The 2,435-nt window shown below is 74.9% G+C and carries 1 protein-coding gene; it reads right to left on the bottom strand.

Annotated elements, in window-relative coordinates; genetic code table 11:
* The coding region (locus tag ACFV6I_RS39060) for a condensation domain-containing protein (protein ID WP_380430998.1) at positions 1-2,435 on the bottom strand (2,435 nt) is incomplete at both ends.

The following is a 2,435-nucleotide window of genomic DNA, read 5'->3' as shown; positions in this document are numbered from 1 at the left end:
CGTCGTCTCCGTCGGGCCGTACGCGTTGACCATCCGCCGCCCCGGCGCCCAGCGCGCCACCAGCTCCGGCGGGCAGGCCTCGCCCGCCACCACCAAGGTGCCGGCCGCGAGGTCGGCGCCGTCCAGCGCGGCCAGGGCCGAGGGCGGCAGGGTCACATGGGTGACGTCGAGCCGGCGGTCCGTCAGGGCCTCCAGCGGGGCCTCGGACGGGGCGAGCACGAGGGTGGCGCCGGTCAGCAGGGCGCTGCACAGGTCCCAGAACGACGCGTCGAAGCTGGGCGAGGCGAACTGGAGGACGCGGCTGCCCGGCTCCAGGCCGAGCCGCTCGACCTGCGCCGCCACCAGGCCCGACACCCCGGCGTGGCTCACCACGACGCCCTTGGGGCGGCCGGTCGAACCCGAGGTGTAGATCACGTAGGCCAGGTGCCGGACGTCGAGCGCGACCTCCGGATCGATATCCGGCCAGGCGGACGCCTCGCATGCCTCGCACACCTCGGCGACCAGCGCCGGATCGTCGACCACCAGTACCGGGCGGGCGTCCTCCAGCATGAACGCGATCCGCGACGCCGGGTACGCCGGATCCACCGGCAGGTACGCCGCCCCGGCCTTCAGCACGCCCAGCACGGCCACCACCGACTCCACCGAACGCGGCAGCGCCACCGCCACGACCTGCTCCGGCCCGACCCCGCGGGCGATCAGCGCATGCGCGAACCGGCCCGCCCAGACATCAAGTTGACGATATGTCAGCTCTACCGTCCCGTCGGTCAGCGCGAGCGCGTCCGGCGTCGCCGCCACCTGCGCCGCGAACGCCTCCGGCAGGCTCACCCCGGCCGCCCCGGGCTCGGCGGCGGGCAGGAGTTCCCCGCGCTCCCGCTCGTCCAGCAGGTCGATCGCACCGATCGGCCGGTCCGGATCGGCGGCGACCGCCGCCAGCAGCCTGGTCCAGCGGGCGACCAGGGCCTCGACCGTCCCCCGGTCGAAGAGGTCGGTGCTGTACTCGACCGCACCGGTCAGCCCGGCCGGCGTGCCGTCGGACCCGCGGTTCTCCGCGAGGCCGAAGGTCAGGTCGACCCGCGAGGTCCCGGTCTGCACCGGCACCCCGGAGACCGTCAGCCCGGGCAGCTCGAAGTCGCCCATCGGCGCGTTCTGCAGGGCCAGTACGGTCTGGAAGAGCGGGTGGAGCGACATCGACCGCGCCGGGTTCAGCGCCTCCACCAGGTGCTCGAACGGCACGTCCTGGTGCGCGAAGGCCGACAGCGTCGTCTCCCGCACCCGGCCCAGCAGTTCGAGGAAGCTCGGGTCGCCGCTCGTGTCGGTGCGCAGCACCAGCGCGTTGACGAAGAAGCCGACCAGGTCGTCCAGCGCCTCGTCGGTGCGCCCCGCGATCGGGCTGCCGATCGGGATGTCCGTCCCGGCACCCAGCCGGGTGTACAGCGCCGCCAGGCCCGCCTGGAGCACCATGAACAGACTGCTCCCGGACCGCCGGGCCAACTCGGCCAGCCCCGCGTGCAGTTCGGCGGGCAGCCGGATGTCCAGCAGGTCGCCGCCGTAGGTCATGACCGCCGGCCTGGGCCGGTCGACGGGCAGCGCGAGCTGCTCGGGAAGCCCGGCGAGCGCTTGGCTCCAGTAGCCGACCTGGCGGGCGAACGCGCTGTCCGCGTCGGACTCCTCGCCGAGGATCTCGTGCTGCCACACGGTGTAGTCCGCGTAGCTCACCGGCAGCGGCGCCCAGCCCGGGGCGTCGCCGCGCCGGCGGGCGGTGTACGCGGTCGCGAGGTCGCGGGAGAGCGGGCTCATCGACCAGCCGTCGCCGGCGATGTGGTGCAGGACGACGAGCAGGACGTGCTCGTCGGGGGCGAGCGTGAACAGCTGCGCCCGGACGGGCAGGTCCGCCGTCAGGTCGAAGGCGCGCACCGCCGCCTCGCTCAGCAGCCCCGGCAGCTCCGACTCGCCGGCCCGGCGCACCGGGATCCGGATGGTGGCCTCCGCGGCGCTCAGCACGCGCTGGCGCGGGACGCCCTCGGTGTGCGGGAACACCGTGCGCAGGCTCTCGTGCCGCGCCACCACGTCCGTCAGCGCTGCTCCCAGCGCCTCCTGGTCGAGGTCGCCGGTCAGCCGCAGCGCCAGCGGCATGTGGTAGGTCGCGCTGGGCGCCCCGAACTGGTGCAGGAACCACAGGCGGCGTTGCGCGAAGGACAGCGGCAGCGGTTCCCGGCGCGGCCGGGGCACCAGCGCCTGCCGCGCGGTGGCGGCGTCGTGCAGGCCGGCCGCGAGCCCGGCCGGTGTCGGCGTCCGGAACAGGCGGCGCAGCTCCAGCTCGACCCCGAGGGTCGCCCGGACCCGGGAGACCAGTCGGGTGGCCAGCAGCGAGTGCCCGCCCAGGTCGAAGAAGTCGTCGTCGACACCGACCTGGCCCCGGCCCAGCACCTCCGCGA

The organism is Kitasatospora sp. NPDC059803, assembly GCF_042732255.1.
Classification (GTDB): Bacteria; Actinomycetota; Actinomycetes; order Streptomycetales; family Streptomycetaceae; genus Kitasatospora.
The sequence above is the reverse complement of the archived record's forward strand: the minus strand, read 5'-3'. Positions and strand labels throughout refer to the sequence as shown.